This is a genomic window from Roseovarius sp. MBR-79 (genome assembly GCF_053628555.1).
On record NZ_JBRJGP010000007.1, the window covers coordinates 81288 to 96158 of the forward strand.

At 67.1% G+C, this 14871-nt stretch carries 12 protein-coding genes; 5 read left to right on the forward strand and 7 right to left on the reverse strand.

Annotated elements, in window-relative coordinates; genetic code table 11:
- Window positions 1-18: 18 nt before the first annotated feature.
- Window positions 19-897, forward strand: coding sequence for an inositol monophosphatase family protein (locus ACSSV8_RS08990; RefSeq protein WP_354537901.1), 879 nt, complete (start codon window positions 19-21; stop codon window positions 895-897).
- Here the strand turns inward: ACSSV8_RS08990 and ACSSV8_RS08995 are convergent.
- The 3 genes from ACSSV8_RS08995 to ACSSV8_RS09005 all read right to left on the reverse strand — a co-directional run bounded on the left by ACSSV8_RS08995 (window position 882) and on the right by ACSSV8_RS09005 (window position 3890).
- Window positions 882-2279, reverse strand: a complete 1398-nt coding sequence (locus tag ACSSV8_RS08995) for a helix-turn-helix domain-containing protein (RefSeq protein ID WP_354537902.1) — start codon at window positions 2277-2279, stop codon at window positions 882-884. The two genes, ACSSV8_RS08990 and ACSSV8_RS08995, sit on opposite strands and share 16 nt — an antisense overlap.
- A 164-nt stretch (window positions 2280-2443) precedes the next feature.
- Window positions 2444-2842: a hypothetical protein gene (locus ACSSV8_RS09000; protein WP_454282208.1), complete on the reverse strand. Its 399-nt coding sequence runs from the start codon at window positions 2840-2842 to the stop codon at window positions 2444-2446.
- 4 nt (window positions 2843-2846) lie between these two features.
- Window positions 2847-3890 (reverse strand): alkane 1-monooxygenase, encoded by a 1044-nt coding sequence (locus ACSSV8_RS09005; RefSeq protein ID WP_454282209.1) that lies wholly within the window; start codon window positions 3888-3890, stop codon window positions 2847-2849.
- Between the two features lie 197 nt (window positions 3891-4087).
- Between ACSSV8_RS09005 and ACSSV8_RS09010 the strand changes: the two genes are divergently transcribed.
- The 4 genes from ACSSV8_RS09010 (at window position 4088) to ACSSV8_RS09025 (ending at window position 8522) form a co-directional block, all read left to right on the forward strand.
- Window positions 4088-5773, forward strand: coding sequence for an NAD(P)H-dependent oxidoreductase subunit E (locus ACSSV8_RS09010; RefSeq protein ID WP_454282210.1), 1686 nt, complete (start codon window positions 4088-4090; stop codon window positions 5771-5773).
- A gap of 65 nt (window positions 5774-5838) precedes the next feature.
- A complete protein-coding gene (gene ftsY / locus ACSSV8_RS09015; protein WP_454282211.1) occupies window positions 5839-6870 on the forward strand; it encodes a signal recognition particle-docking protein FtsY in 1032 nt (343 codons plus the stop codon).
- Between the two features lie 127 nt (window positions 6871-6997).
- Window positions 6998-7900, forward strand: a complete 903-nt coding sequence (locus tag ACSSV8_RS09020; protein WP_354537907.1) for an EamA family transporter — start codon at window positions 6998-7000, stop codon at window positions 7898-7900.
- A gap of 13 nt (window positions 7901-7913) precedes the next feature.
- Window positions 7914-8522: an inner membrane-spanning protein YciB gene (locus tag ACSSV8_RS09025; RefSeq protein ID WP_454282212.1), complete on the forward strand. Its 609-nt coding sequence runs from the start codon at window positions 7914-7916 to the stop codon at window positions 8520-8522.
- A 22-nt stretch (window positions 8523-8544) separates the two neighbouring features.
- Here the strand turns inward: ACSSV8_RS09025 and ACSSV8_RS09030 are convergent, their stop codons facing one another.
- The 4 genes from ACSSV8_RS09030 to gspD all read right to left on the reverse strand — a co-directional run bounded on the left by ACSSV8_RS09030 (window position 8545) and on the right by gspD (window position 14781).
- Window positions 8545-9810, reverse strand: coding sequence for a glutamate-5-semialdehyde dehydrogenase (locus tag ACSSV8_RS09030; protein ID WP_454282213.1), 1266 nt, complete (start codon window positions 9808-9810; stop codon window positions 8545-8547).
- Between the two features lie 371 nt (window positions 9811-10181).
- Window positions 10182-11390, reverse strand: a complete 1209-nt coding sequence (locus ACSSV8_RS09035; RefSeq protein ID WP_354537910.1) for a type II secretion system F family protein — start codon at window positions 11388-11390, stop codon at window positions 10182-10184.
- Complete coding sequence (locus tag ACSSV8_RS09040) at window positions 11387-12835, reverse strand: GspE/PulE family protein (protein WP_454282214.1); 1449 nt, start codon at window positions 12833-12835, stop codon at window positions 11387-11389. Before ACSSV8_RS09040 ends, ACSSV8_RS09035 begins: the two co-directional genes overlap by 4 nt.
- A 2-nt stretch (window positions 12836-12837) precedes the next feature.
- A complete protein-coding gene (gene gspD, locus ACSSV8_RS09045) occupies window positions 12838-14781 on the reverse strand; it encodes a type II secretion system secretin GspD (protein WP_454282215.1) in 1944 nt (647 codons plus the stop codon).
- Between the last annotated feature and the right edge of the window lie 90 nt (window positions 14782-14871).

The window sequence follows — 14871 nt, forward strand, 5'->3', positions numbered from 1 at the left end:
ACCCCGAAAGGAGAGGCCATGACCGATTCGCTACCCATCCCGCTTTCCCCGCCGCTCAGCCCCGCACAGCAGGTGGCCCTGGTCAATCTCGTGCGCCGCGCCGCGCGTGCCGAGATCCTGCCGCGCTTCCGCTCGATCACCCGCGCCGACGCCGCGATCAAATCCGGGCCGCATGACCTGGTGACCGAGGCCGACCACGCCGCCGAGGCGATGATCGCACGCGGGTTGCAACGGCTCTTCCCCCATGCGCTCATCATCGGCGAAGAGGCGGTGGCCGCGAAACCGGAGCTGCGCGACAAGGTTTCCGAGGCCGAGTTGGCGATCATCATCGACCCGGTGGACGGGACGTGGAATTTCGTCCATGGGCTACCGCTCTTCGGTGTGATCATCGCGGTGACGCGCTTTGGCCGCCCGGTGCTCGGCCTGCTCTACGATCCCATCGCCGATGACTGGATTCTCGCCGACGAGACGACACCCGCCCGTCTCGCCCCCGCCATCGGGGCCGAACGCCCCATCGCCACGGCCAGCACCGAAACCCTGGCCGAGATGCAAGGCTATGCCCATGTCTCGCTCATGCCCAAGGCGCAGCAGGAACGGCTTGTGCCCCTCATCCCCGCGCTTGCCCGGCTGACCGCGTTGCGCTGTTCGTGCCACGAATACCGGCTTCTGGCGCAAGGAGCGGTGGATTTCGTCATGTCGGGCCAGCTCAATCCGTGGGACCACGCGGCGGGGGTGCTGATCTGCCGTCAGGCGGGGGGCGTGGCGCGGATGCTCGACGGGCGCGACTACAGCACCGCGATCACCGACGGCATCCTGCTTGCCGCCGCAAATGACACCGCCTGGCAGCGCCTCGCCGCGCATTTCGCACCGATCACCGAAGGTCAGCCGACCCGGTAGGGCAGCACTCCGCGCTCATCCGGCGTGACCTGCAAACGGCGCTCCAGCGGCGGGACCGAGCGTTGATGACACTCGGCCCGCTCGCAGATGCGGCAGGAAATCCCGATGGGTTCAAACGCGCGGGCATTGCTCACGTCGAGATCGTCAGCATAGACCAGATCGCCCGCATGGCGCACCTCGCAGCCAAGCGCGATGGCAAAGCGCCGCACCGGTGCTCCGAAACTGCCCCCCGGTTTGCTGACATCGCGCGCCAGGCTGATATAGCGCACCCCGTCCGGCGTCTCGGCCAGTTGCCGCAGGAACCGCCCCGGCGTCTCGAACGCGCGGTGCACGTTCCACAGCGGGCACGCGCCGCCGAACCGCGCGAATTGCAGCCGTGTGGCGGAATGGCGCTTGGTGATCGTGCCCGCCTGATCGACCCGCACGAAAAAGAACGGAATACCCTTGGCACCGGGCCGTTGCAGCGTCGAGAGCCGGTGACAGACCTGCTCGATCGAGGCGCCGAAGCGCAGCGCCAGCACTTCCAGATCGTGCCGCACCTCCTGCGCCGTGGCCAGAAACGCGCCGTAAGGCATGAGGGCGGCCCCGGCGAAGTAGTTTGCCAGCCCGATCTTGGCGATGGCGCGCGCGGCCTCGGACTGGAACCGCGCAAGATCGAGCGTCGCCTCCAGAAGCGGGTCCTGCGTGAGAAGCGCCAGTTGCAACAGAAGCTGGAAACGCCGCGTCTCGGGGGCCGCGCGCACCGAGAGCGTGAGCGTGCCGCCGGCCCGGTCGAACTGGCGCAACACGGCCGTATCGGCCTCGGCCACACTGATGCCCATCTCGGAGAGCCGCCGGATCGCCAGCCCCTCCACCCCGCCGCGCGCAGCGCCCGCGGCAAAGCGTTCGGCGGCGTGATCCACCGCGTCGATATAGTTGTCGCAATAGTGAAAGAAGTCGCGCACCTCGTCCCAGGGGCTCGACTGGCTGCGCGCATCCTCGCGCCCCAGGGCCTCATCAAGGCTCGCCAGCCGTTCATGCGTCTGGCGATAGGCGCTGTGAAGATCAAGAAAGGCGCGCGCCAGTGCAGGCGCATTCGACGCCGCCAGCCGCAGATCGGCCAGAGGCGGTGGATCGTCGCCAAAGACCGGATCGGCCAGCGCCTCGCGCATGTCCGAGACAAGCCGCTCGGCATCGCCGGTGGAAAGTTCGGTCACGTCGAAGCCGAATTCCTGCGCCAGCGCCAGCACCACGGTGGTGCTGACGGGCCGGTTGTTGTTCTCCATCTGGTTGAGATAGGGCAGAGACACGCCCAGCTTGGCCGCGAAATCCTTTTGCGTGAGCCCAAGCCGCTGCCGCGTCTCGCGCAGCTTGGCCCCGGCATAGAGTTTGCGCGTGGCCATGCGGGGCCTCCTGTTTGCAAATTCTTCTTCTGGAAGGATACATTTGCAAACCCTTGCGGGCAAGAGATTTGCCAAGGCCGCGAAGAAACCCGACCGGATTGCAAAATGAAAATCATGTCGGGATAATCTGTGTGCCCATTGAGATTATGGACGAAATTTCACAATCAAACCCCGATCCGTGGCCCCAAGCACCACAGCGGTTCGCGCGAGCGGCGCAGCTCATAGAGGTCTGTCGTCGACGTTTCGCCGTCAAACCGCGCCACCAGCCGCCCGTCCAGCCGTTCGAACAGCCAGCATTGCGGCTCGGGGCGATTTTCGTAGACGAAACAGATGCGCCCTGCCTCCTCGTACCAGGAGCCCTCGATGCACTCGCCATCCAGAAAGGACCAGCGCACCCGGCGATTGTCGAGATATTCCTCCGCCCCGTATGGCTCCGCCCCGTCCGCGCCGTAATAAAAGGTCTGCCCCTGTGTCAGCGCGTCAAACGCCTCGGCCCCCATCTCTGCAAGGGCGGGCGCGGCAAGGCCAGACGCGGCCAGAAGGGCAAGGGATATCAGGCGCATGGCCTTACCCTGCCAGATCGTGCAGCCCCTCGCCAGAGGATTCGCGCCAGCGCGCCGCGCGCCGGTCCATCACCCGCCGCCAGACGGGCGGCACCAGCGCCAGCACCGCCATCACCGGCAGGGAATGGGGCAGCACAGGCATGATCTCGGGCCGCAGTTGCAGCGCCGGATAGGGACGCTGCGGCGTCACATGATGATCCGAGTGGCGCGACGCGTTGAGCGTCATCGCAGAGGAATACCACTGCCGCGCGTTCCACGAATGCGCGGGCCCCACCGGCTCATACCGCCCGTCATCGCGCGCCGCGCGGCTGAGGCCGTAATGCTGCACATAATCCGACAGCAGGATCTGCACCTGCGCATATCCGGCGATAAATCCAAGCGCGCCAAGCCCTTGCCACCCCCAAAGCGCCGCCGCCCCCGCCACCATCGCCGCTGCCCCGCCGAGATAGAGCGCATAGGGATGCCGCAGCCCCGTGCCGCCATGCCGCCGCGTCTCGGCCCGGAGCCCGGCGCGGAACGCCCCCGGCCAGGCGCGCAAGGCATAGCGGTAAAACCCCTCGCCGCGCCGCGCGCTGCTTGGATCGGCGGGCGTGGCGACATGGGTGTGATGGACATGAAGATGCGCGCTCGCGTGGTGACCGAAAAGCAGCGAGGTATAGATCAGCCGCCCCAACCGCCGCTTGCCCCGGGCACCGCGATGAATGAGCTCATGCGCCACGGGATGCGCGATCTGCCCCGCCACCAGCCCCGCCGCGATGCCCAGCATGAGCCGTTCGACCGGGCTCAGCCCCGTCGCCCCTGCCACCCCGGCCAACGCCAGCCCCAACACGATGAAATGCCCCAGCCCGAGGGCCACCAGAAGCGGGTCGGCGGCGGGAAACTCCGCCTCGGGATCGGGGTTGCCCGCCGCCCGCGCAACCAGCCGGTCAAGCCAGAACACCAGCACCGTCATATAACCGACCGCCAGCGCCCCCCAGAGCCCACCGAAAAGCGCGGCAAGCACGGTCAGCACCAGCGGCAGACTTGTGGCAAAGGCAAACAGGCGCATACGTAAGGCTCACTTGTCAGGGCGGTCTGGCCTGCTATGGTATACCAGAAGCCATGGCGGTTCCATGACGCAATCGGTCAGTCCTCGCGGCATCCGTCGCCGCGAAACGCATCCAGCGCGGCAAATGTCGCTTTTGATCCGCCTGACCGGCGCGCCTCGTTCTATGACTTCGGACAACACAGGCAGGGAGACACCGCATGGCACTCGACGAACGCAAGGGCGTGTGGAAATCGGGCAAGGGCAAGGGGCGGCATACGCCCAAGGGGCGCCAGCTTGACGACAGGGCCTGGGACGAGGTGCGTGCGCTTCTGGGCGACGGCCCTCATCGGCGTGATCTGCTGATCGAATATCTCCATCTTGTCCAGGACCGGTTCGGCCATATTTCGGCGGCGCATCTGCGCGCGCTGGCCGAGGAATTGCGCCTCAGTCAGGCCGAAGTCTACGAGGTGGCGACGTTCTACGCCCATTTCGATGTGGTCAAGGAAGGCGAGACGCCGCCCCCCGCGCTGACCATCCGGGTCTGCGATTCGCTCTCGTGCGAGTTGGCGGGCGCGCAGGCGCTCAAGGCGGCGCTGGAAGACGGGATGGACCCGGCCAAGGTGCGCGTGCTGCGCGCGCCCTGCATGGGCCGCTGCGATACCGCACCGGTGCTGGAACTGGGCCACAACCATATCGACCATGCCACGCCGGCAAAGGTGCGCGCCGCCATCGAGGCGGGCGAGACCCACGCACATATTCCAGAATATCAAATGCTTGTGGACTATACCTCAAGCGGTGGCTACGACACGCTGCGCGCCCTGCGGCAGGGCGGCGATTTCGAGACGGTGCAACAGACCCTGCTTGATGCGGGGCTGCGCGGGCTTGGCGGCGCGGGCTTTCCCTCGGGGCGCAAATGGGGCTTCGTGCGGGCCGAGCCGGGGCCGCGCTATCTGGCCGTCAATGGCGACGAAGGCGAGCCGGGCACGTTCAAGGATCGCTTTTACCTTGAGCGGCAACCCCATGTTTTCCTTGAGGGAATGCTCATCGCCGCCTGGGCCGTCGAAGCCGAACGCTGCTTTATCTACATGCGCGACGAATACCCTGCCGTTCTGGAGATTTTGCGACGTGAAATCAAGTCTCTGGAAGACGAAGCTATTGTAGCCGAGGGATATATCGAGCTTCGCCGCGGGGCCGGTGCCTATATCTGCGGCGAGGAATCGGCGATGATCGAATCGATCGAGGGCAAGCGCGGATTGCCGCGCCACCGTCCGCCCTTCGTCGCTCAGGTCGGCATCTTCAACCGCCCCACGCTCGTCAACAATGTGGAAACGCTCTACTGGGTCACGCGCGTTCTGCGCGAGGGGCCGGAAATCCTGAACACGGTCGAGAAGAACGGGCGCAAGGGTCTGCGCTCCTATTCCGTCTCGGGGCGGGTGAAGACTCCCGGCGTGCACCTGCTGCCTGCCGGCTCGACAATAACCGACATCATCGACGCGGCGGGCGGAATGCCCGATGGCCACACGTTCAAAGCCTATCAGCCGGGCGGCCCCTCTTCGGGCCTTCTGCCCGCCTCGATGGCCGACATTCCGCTCGATTTCGACACGTTGCAGCCGCATGGCTCTTTCATCGGTTCGGCGGCGGTCGTGGTGCTCTCGGATCACGACAGCGCCCGCGATGCGGCGCTCAACATGCTGCGGTTTTTCGAGGATGAAAGCTGCGGACAATGCACGCCCTGCCGTGTCGGCTGCGAGAAGGCGGTGAAACTCATGCAGGCCGAGCACTGGGACCAGCCGCTTCTGGAGGAGCTGTGCCAGGCCATGGCCGACGCCTCGATCTGCGGGCTGGGACAGGCCGCCCCCAACCCGATCCGCCTGACCATGCGCCATTTCGCGGGGGAGATCTGAACCGCGCGCATCTTCCATCCGCCGCCGATCCACAGTAGGGATCGAACCATCGGCAGGGAGGTCGCATGGCGTTTTTCTCGAAGCTCAAGGAACGGCTGTTCAAATCCTCATCCAAAATCGACGAAGGACTTGAGGCGATCGTCGAAGAGGCGGCGGACCCCGCCCCCGGGGATGATACCCCGACCGCGCCGGAACCCCCCGCCCCCGCGCGCCCCGGCCTTCTGGGGCGTCTGGTCGGACGCGACCGGCCCGAGGCCCCGCGCCGCGTGCTCGACGATGCCATGCTCGAGAGCCTCGAAGACCTGCTGATCGGGGCCGATATGGGCGTGGAAACCGCGCAGCGCGTGATCGCCAACCTCGCCGAGGGGCGCATGGGCAAACGGCTTTCGACGCGCGAGATCAAGGAATTGCTGGCGGCCGAGATCGCCCGCATCATGGCCCCCGTGGCGCGGCCCATGCCGCTTTACCCCTCACGCCCGCAGGTCGTGCTGGTGGTGGGCGTCAACGGCTCGGGCAAGACCACGACCATCGGCAAGCTCGCCAGCCAGTTCAAGGCCGCCGGCAAATCGGTGGTGATCGCGGCCGGTGACACGTTCCGCGCCGCCGCCGTCGAACAGTTGCAGGTCTGGGGAGAGCGTGCCGGTGTCCCCGTGCTGACCGCGCCCGAGGGATCGGACCCGGCGAGCCTTGCCTTTGACGCGATGACCAAAGCAGAGGCCGAGGGCGCGGACCTTCTGATGATCGACACGGCGGGGCGCTTGCAGAACCGTGCCGACCTGATGGAGGAACTGGCCAAGATCGTCCGCGTGATCCGCAAGAAGGACCCGCAGGCACCGCACAACACGCTGCTGGTGCTCGACGCCACCACCGGTCAAAACGCGCTGTCCCAAGTCGAGATCTTCCAGAAACTCGCCGACGTCACGGGCCTTGTCATGACCAAGCTCGACGGCACCGCGCGCGGCGGCGTGCTCGTGGCGCTCGCGGACCGGTTCGGCCTGCCCATCCATGCCATCGGCGTGGGCGAGCAGATCGACGATCTGGCCCCCTTCGACCCGCAAGAATTCGCCGCCGCCCTGACCGGCCTTGACAAAGAATGACATCCGCCCCCGTTTCTTCTGGCCAGAAATATCCCGGGGGGTTTGGGGGGCTGGCCCCCCATCTTACCCAGCGGTTTGGGGGGCTGGCCCCCCATTTCGACATACGCTCCGGGGGCCTCGCCATCCAATGAGCGCCTGGCTGATCTCGCTCGAAGGCACCGAAGCGGGGCGCACGCTCGCCACAGCGCTGGCGCTTCTCGCGGCCCTGCTCCACGCCATCTTCGGCGCGCTGCAAAAGGGGCGGCACGATCCGTGGCTCAGCCGCGGCGCGATCGATGCCAGCTATTGCCTCATGGCCGCGCCTTTCGCGCTCTTTGTCGTGCCCTGGCCCGAGCCGCATATGTGGCCGATCTTCGCGGGTGCCGTGCTGATCCATATCGGCTACAAGGTGCTTCAGGCCATGGCCTATTCGCGCGGGGCCTATACGGTGGTCTATCCGGTGGTGCGCGGCACCGGGCCGCTCTTTACCGTGATCGGGGCATGGCTCATCTTCGGCGAGCGGTTCACACCCGTGCAATGGGGCGGCGTCGCGGTGCTGCTCTGCGGCATCTATGGCCTCGCCCTCTACAACCTGCGCCATTACGTGCTGCAACGCGAGACCATGCCGCTTGCGCTTGGCCTTGCCGTGGCCACCGGCATCTTTGTCGCGCTCTATACCACCTATGACGCCTATGGCATCCGTGCGAGCGCCGATCCGTTCACGTTTCTGGCATGGTTCTTCATGCTCGACGGGCTGTCGATCCTGCCCATCGCCTATGCCCGCTGGCGCGCCATGGCGGCGCGCCCCGCGCTCGGGCCGCTGATGGCGCGCGGCGTGACGGGGGGTGTGGTGGCGTTCTTCTCGTTTGGCTCGATCATGCTGGCCACGCGGCTCGACAAGGTGGGACAAGCCGCCGTGCTGCGCGAGACCTCGACCGTCTTTGCCGCGCTCATCGGCTGGCTGGTGCTGAAGGAAACCGTGGGGCCGCGCCGCATCGCCCTTATGGGCTTGATCGCGGCGGGCGCGGTGATAGTTGAGTTTGGTGGCTGAGAAAGGACATCGCATGACCGAGACCCCTGCCCCGAAATGGGCGAAACCGGCGCTGGAATTCGGCCCGATCCTCGGCTTTTTCGCGGCCTACCTCTGGCTCAAGGATCGCACGTTCGAAATCGCGGGGACCGAATATGCCGGGTTCATCGTCGTCACCGCGGGGTTCATCCCGGTGTTTCTGCTGGCAATGGGGCTGCTGTGGCGGTTGACCGGACATCTGAGCCGGATGCAGGTGGTCACGGCGGTTCTGATCGTGGTCTTTGGCGGGCTGTCGGTGTGGTTCAACGATCCACGCTTCTTCAAGATGAAACCGACGCTGATTTACCTCTTGTTCGGCGGGGTGCTGGGAATCGGCCTTTTGCGCGGGCAATCCTGGCTTCAGGTGGTGATGGAGGGTGTGATGCCCCTCACCGACCGGGGCTGGATGATCCTCACGCGGCGATTGATGCTGTTCTTCTTCGCGCTCGCGGTGCTCAACGAGGCGATCTGGCGCACGCAGACCGAGGAAATCTGGGTTTATTTCAAGACCTTCGGCCTGACGGCGGCGATTTTTGTCTTCTTCATGACCCAAGGCCGTCTGTTCCGGGACCACGCCCCGCCCGAGGATGCAGCCAAGGACTAGAAATAGCCCTTGCGCGCGCCTGCTAGTCCCGCACTGCCCCGTCGCCCGTCACCAGATATTTGAAGCTGGTCAGTTGCTCGGCCCCCACGGGCCCGCGCGCGTGCATCTTGCCGGTGGCAATGCCGATTTCCGCGCCCATCCCGAACTCGCCGCCATCGGCGAATTGCGTCGAGGCATTGTGCATCAGGATCGCGCTGTCGAGTCGGGCAAAGAAGCCCGCCACCGCCGCCGCGTCTTCGGTCACGATGCAATCGGTGTGGTTCGAGCCATAGCGCCGGATATGGGCAATGGCGGCGTCAAGATCATCGACCACCCGCGCCGCGATGATGCTGTCGAGATATTCGCGCCCCCAATCCTCGTCGCTGGCGGGCGTCACGCCGGGGACGGATTGCAGCACCGCATCGCCGCGCACCTCCACGCCCGCGTCGATCAGCGCGCGGATGACGCCCTGCCCGATGGTATCTGCAATGTCGCGGTGGATGAGCAGGCACTCGGCGGCCCCGCAAATCCCCGTACGCCGGGTCTTGGCGTTGAGCACCACCTTCAGCGCCTTTTCCGGGTCCGCCTCGGCGTCGAGATAGATATGCACGATGCCCTCGAGATGGGCAAAGACCGGCACCCGCGCCTCGCGCTGCACGAGGCCCACAAGGCCCTTGCCGCCGCGCGGCACGATCACGTCGATATGGTCGGTCATGCCCAGCATGAGCCCGACCGCCGCGCGGTCGGTCACCGGCACGCGCTGAATGGCATCCTCGGGCAGGCCGGCGGCGCTCAGCCCCTCGACAAGGCAGGCATGGATCGCGGCGGAGGAGTGAAAGCTCTCTGACCCGCCGCGCAGGATCACCGCGTTGCCCGCCTTGAGACAGAGCGCGCCCGCATCGGCGGTGACATTGGGACGGCTTTCATAGATCACGCCGATCACGCCCAAAGGCGTGCGCACCCGGCGGATATGCAGGCCATTGGGCCGGTCCCATTCGGCGATGACCTGCCCCACGGGATCGTCCTGCGCCGCCACCGCGCGCAGCCCCTCGACCACGCCCCAGAGCCGCTTTTCGTCAAGCGCCAGCCGGTCGAGCATGGCGGGCGTCAGCCCCTTGTCGCGCCCCGCCGCCATGTCCTGCGCATTGGCCGCAAGGATGTCGTCACGCCGCATCCAGACGCAATCGGCGGCGGCCTCGAGCGCGGCCTGCTTGGCCTCGGGCGTCGCTGTCGCCAGTTCCGTCGCTGCAACGCGGGCGCGCGCGCCGATTTCGGCCATGACGGCGGGAATGTCGGTAAGATCCTTCATCGGCTTGGCCTTCCGCTGCTGAGGTCCCCTTATACCGCAGCCCCGCACCCGCCCGCAACGCCCCGCTTGCGTTCGGGATCGGGACTTGGCCTTCCGGCTGCACAGGGGCGTGCCGGGTCGGGAGAGCGCGGGGGTAATGATTGCCTTGAGCGGATATTGGGGGAGCCGCGCGAGGGCCCGACCGCAGGTGGGCGCTGCAACGGTTTTGGTGAGCGCTTTATGGTGCCAAATACTTGAACAATTGCGCGGGTGTGCCTCGTTGCAAAAGCGCCCGCCCGGGGGTCGGGCGCTCGCGCGGCGGCGTGCAAGCACGCCTTGATTCCGCGCGGGGGACAGGAGGCGACCGTCCCCTCAAGGCCAAAAACCGCCCCTCAACCCACCGCCGATTGCAGATCGAAGATCGGCAAGAGGATCGCCAGCACGATCACCAGCACCATCGCCCCCACCACCAGCATCAGGAGCGGGTCGATGAGCGCCGAGACGCGCTTGCGCTCGTTGGTGAGCCACGACTCCACCAGCACCGCCGCGCGTTCGGTCATCCGTCCCAGCCGCGCCGATTGTTCGCCCGCGGCAATGAGTTGGCGGCAAACGGGCGGCACAAGGCTCATCCGCGCAAGGCCCTGGCTCAGGCTTTCGCCGCGCCGCACCGCCTCGGCCAGGTCCTCGGCCTCGGCGCGAAAGCGGCGGATCACCAGAACCTCGCCCGCCGAGGCGGCGGCATCCACCACCGCCTGACGGCTGGAAATGACCAACGCCAGCGTGCGCAGGTATTGCGCCGCCGCCGACAGCCGCATGAGCCGCCCCACCACCGGCAGGCGCAGCGCCACCCCGTGCCAGCGGTCGCGGATCGCAGGCACGCGCAGCGCGAAAACGATGCCAAGGACCAGCCCCGCCGTCCCAAAGCCAAGCGCAAGCGCATTGGCCTGGACGAAATCGCTGATCCCCATGACGAATTGCGTGAGCGGCGGCAGCGGGCGCCCCGTGACGGCGAACATGGCGGCAATCTCGGGCGCGACATTCACCATCAGGACCCCCGCCACCAGAAGCGAGACCGCCGCGACAAAGGCCGGGTAAATCAGCGCCGTGGCCAGTTGCGCGCGGTCCGCGCCCACCGATTCGAGATAATCGGCCAGCCCCTCGAACACGGCGGCCACATCGCCCGATCCTTCGCCCGCGCGCACCGCCGCGATGTAGAAGCGCGGAAACCCCGCCCCGGCGATCTCGAGCGCGGTCGAGAGCGGCTGGCCGTCCATCAACGCGGCCTTGGCCTCGGCCGCCGCCGCCTCGATCACGGGGGCGGTGCCCGAGGCGCGGATCGTCTCGAGCGCGGTTTCGGCGGTCAGGTCCGACGACAAAAGCACCGCCATCTGGCGGGTAAAGACCGCGCGCATATCAGCATTGAGCCGGGTGCGGCGTCCAAACGCTGGACGGCGGGCGCGCGCCCCCTTGGCGGTGATCGCCTCGGCGAAAAGGCCCTGACCGCGCAGGAGATCGGCGGCCTGCGCCTCGCTCTCGGCCACCAGCGTGCCACGTTTGCGCGCGCCCGTCGCGGTGAAGGCGGTATAGGCAAAGGCCCTCACAGGGCGTCACCCACCACCCGGAGCGCCTCGGCCAGACTGGTCCTGCCCGCCGCGACCTGATGCAGCGCCTGCCCGAAAAGCGTCTGCTCGGGCGGCAGCGCCACGCGTTTCATCTCGGTCTCGGATTGACCGGCGTCGATGGCCGCGCGCAACTCCTCGGACACTTCGAGGATCTCGAACACGCCGACGCGGCCCGCATAGCCGGTGCCGTTGCAGGTGTCGCAGCCCCGCGCGGTATAATGCCGCTCGGGCACGGGCAGACCGGCGGCGGTGAAGTGGCGGGCGGCCTCGGGGTCGGGTGCCGCGCTCTGGCGGCACTCCAGACAGAGCTTGCGCAAGAGGCGCTGCGCGATCACCCCGCGCAACGTCGCGGCAATCAGGAAATCGTCCAGTCCCAGATCGCGCAGCCGCACCACCGCGCCGACCGAACCATTGGCGTGGAGCGAGGAAAACACCAGATGCCCGGTGAGCGAGGCCTGCGCGGCGATGCTCGCCGTCTCCTTGTCGCGGATCTCGCCCACGAGGATGATGTCGGGGTCCTGCCGCAGCGCCGCGCGCAAACCGGCGGCGAAGGTCATGCCGATCTCGGAATTGATCTGGGTCTGGCTGATCCCCGGCAGATCATATTCGATCGGGTCCTCGGCGGTGAGGATGTTGCGCACCTCGTCATTGGCCAGTTGCAAGAGCGAATAGAGCGTCGTCGTCTTGCCCGAGCCGGTCGGCCCGGTGGCAAGAATGATGCCGTTGGGTCGCTCGGCCATGCGTGTCAGGATCGCCTCCTGATCGGGGCGCAGGCCAAGCTGCTCCAGCGGCATGAGGCCAGCGGAGCGATCCAGCAGCCGCATCACCACCCGCTCGCCATAGTTTCCCGGCAGGGTAGAGATGCGCACATCAATGGCCCGCCCGCCAAGGCGCAGCGCGATATGCCCGTCCTGCGGCAGGCGGGTTTCGGAAATATCCAGCCCCGCCATGACCTTGAGCCGCGACACCACGCGCCGCACCGGCACGTCGCGCCGGTCGAGCACGGTCTGGAGCATCCCGTCCACCCGCATCCGAGCGCGCAGGCCCGCCTCGTGCGGCTCGACATGCAGATCGGACGCACTGGCGCGCACCGCGCGGCGCAAAAGCTGGTTCACAAGCTGGATGACCGGGGCCTCCTCGTCGGCCTCCAGAAGGTCGCGCGGCCCCTGTCCGCCCGTGCCCTCCTCCAGATCGAAGGCCAGCCCGTCCTCGCCCGCCTCGGTGCCGTCGTCGCGGTAGAGCGCGGCAAGGCGCGTCTCGAACGCCTCGGCACCGAGCCTTTCCAGGCCGAGCGCGCCCCCGGCGCGACGCCGCGCCTCGCGGAGCCCGAGCGCGCCCGCCTCCGGTCCGGCCACGAGCCGCCCGCCCTCGATCAGCACCTGCATGTCTCGGGCCAGCGCAAAGGGCAAGGGCGGCGCGGTCATGCCTAGCGATCCGCGAAGGTGAGCCGCGAGGGCAAGGGCGGCAGCCGCCGCGCCCGCGCCGCCGGGTCGATGAAATTTGCATCGAACGGCTGGTTGAGGTTGACCCCGTCGAACGGCAAGAGCTGGTCGGGCTGTTGCGGCCAGGTGCCGTCATCGGGCGGCGCGATGAGCGCGGAGGCGCGGCGCGCCTCCTGTGCAAGGCGGCGTGTCTCGCGGGCGGCCTCGGCGTCGCTCGACAGAATGCGCGGACGCAGCATCACCAGCAGGATGCGCTGGTTTTGCGAGGTCGAGCGCCCCTTGAAGAGCCGCCCCAGCAGCGGCAGTTCGCTCAGCCCCGGCACCCGCTGGTTGATCGATCCCGAGCCGTTTTCCAGAAGGCCGCCCAGCATGATCACATGCCCGTCACGCACCAGAACGTTGGTTGAAAGTTCGCGCTTGGAGGTAATCTCGCCCCCGGCGGCAGAGGCGGAATTGGTCAGGTTCGACACTTCCTGTCGCAACTCCATGCGCACGGTCTTGTCGCGGGTGATCTGCGGCGTCACGCGCAGGGTCAGGCCGACATCCTGCCGCTGGATGGTCTGGAACGGCTGGTTCGGCACGGCGCTGTCGCCCACGGTGGAAAAGCTGCCGGTCACGAAGGGCACGTTCTGCGCCACGATGATCTCGGCCTCGCGGTTGTTCAGCGTCAGGATCGACGGGGTCGAGAGCAAGCGGGTGGAGCTCTTGGAGGCCAGCGCCGCGATGAAGCCGCCGATGCCGTTGGAGCGGTCGAAGGCCGCGATGCTGCCGCCGGTGCCGCCGCCGGTGGGCTGGCCGCCCGCAAGCACGGTCGTCACAAGGCTGGTCAGCGTCGGGCGGCCCGGAATGGCGAATTCGACGCCGCCCACAGTCGCATCCTGAATGACGCCGCCGAACTGGAACGACAGATCCGAGAAACTCTCCACCGAAAGCTCGAAGATCACCGCCTCTATCAGCACCTGATCGGGCCGCTGATCCAGCCCGCGCACCGCCGAAACGATGTCGGAAAGCCGGTCGGTGGGCGCGGTGACGATCAGCGCATTCTGCGACGTCTCGGCCACCACCGTAATCCCCTCGGACGAGGTCACGGCCCCCTCTGCCGTGCCGCCGCCACCGCCAAAACTCTGGCGGATCACCTCGGCCATGTCGGAGGCATCGGCATAGTTGAGGCGCACCACTTCGGTGGCGATGCTGCGCTGTGGCTTGTCCAGCTCGGCCACCACACTGCGCACACGATCACGGAATTCGGGCGTGCCCGACACGATCAGCGCGTTGGAGCGCGGATCGGCCGAGAGGCTCGCGCCCGGCGGCGCGATGGAGAGCGCATTGATCACGCCAAGCATTTCCGACGCCTTGCCGCTGCGCAACGGGATGGTCTCGATGGCATTGCGCGACGGCGTGTCGAGCCGGTCCACAAGCTGCACGATGCGCTGGAAATTCTCGCGCCGGTCCGACAGGATCATCAGCCCCGCCTCGGGCACGGTCGAGAGCACCGCCTCGCCGGGCAGAAGCGGGCGGATGACCTCGGCCACCTCCTCGACGGGGCTGTTGCGCAGGGTGATGACGCGGGTCTCGAAATCGCCGCCGCGCCGCGCGCGCGCATCACCGGGGGCAAGCTCGCGCGCCACGTCGAGCGGCACGATGCGGTCGGTCTCGGTCCCCTCGACGATGGTGAGGCGGTTCAACTCCAGCACGTTGAGGAAAATCTCGTAAATCGCCGCCGGGGTCACGGCATTGGGCGCGACCACCGTGACCGAGCCCTGCACCCGATCATCAAGGATAAAGTTGCGCCCGGTCGATTGCGCCACGATCTGCACGAAGTCGCGCAGGCTCGCGTCCCGCAGATCGAGCGAGACCTGCGCCGCGCCGGGCATGGGCAAAAGAAGCCAGAGAGCGACGAGCACGGATAAAAGGCGGTGGAGCGTCATGGGGGCCTTTCGGAAATCGGTTGCCGCAAATAGGATGATCACAAGGACTTCACATATGTGTGAGGATAGCCGATCCTCCCCGTCCATGCC